The following is a 397-nucleotide window of genomic DNA, read 5'->3' on the forward strand; positions in this document are numbered from 1 at the left end:
CAGCGAAACAAAAGGCTTGCTCATCTTCACCACGCTTGGTTGCAAGAATGAAAGCCTTTCATGGCTGTGGCCATGCCGGTTCTTTCCTCGGGAGCGTAATTTTAGGACACAGCGGCAACAGCCGGACCCGTCTTGCCCCGTTGCAGGGGCTCATCCAGGGGAGGGAGCCCCTAGCTCACCGCCCCATCGGCGACTTCGTTGGCCACCTCGATCAGGTTCTCATCGGGATCGTAGAAGTAGATGGACCGCAGCCGGGCGCAGGCACCTGTGGCGTTCACCGGCCCTTCCACAATGGCCACTCCGAGATGGGCCAGGTGGGCCATGACTTCGTCGAGAGGCGATTCAGTCAAAAAGCACAGATCGGCCGAGCCCGGAGTCGCATGGCGTACGTTCGGGT

At 60.5% G+C, this 397-nt stretch carries 1 pseudogene; it reads right to left on the reverse strand.

Annotation, left to right across the window (positions count from 1 at the left end):
- Positions 1-170: 170 nt before the first annotated feature.
- Positions 171-397, reverse strand: a pseudogene (locus GVL03_RS21460) (hypothetical protein); the annotation flags it as partial.

Origin of the sequence: Microbacterium sp. 18062, from assembly GCF_902706225.1 — a bacterium.
GTDB lineage: Bacteria > Actinomycetota > Actinomycetes > Actinomycetales > Microbacteriaceae > Microbacterium.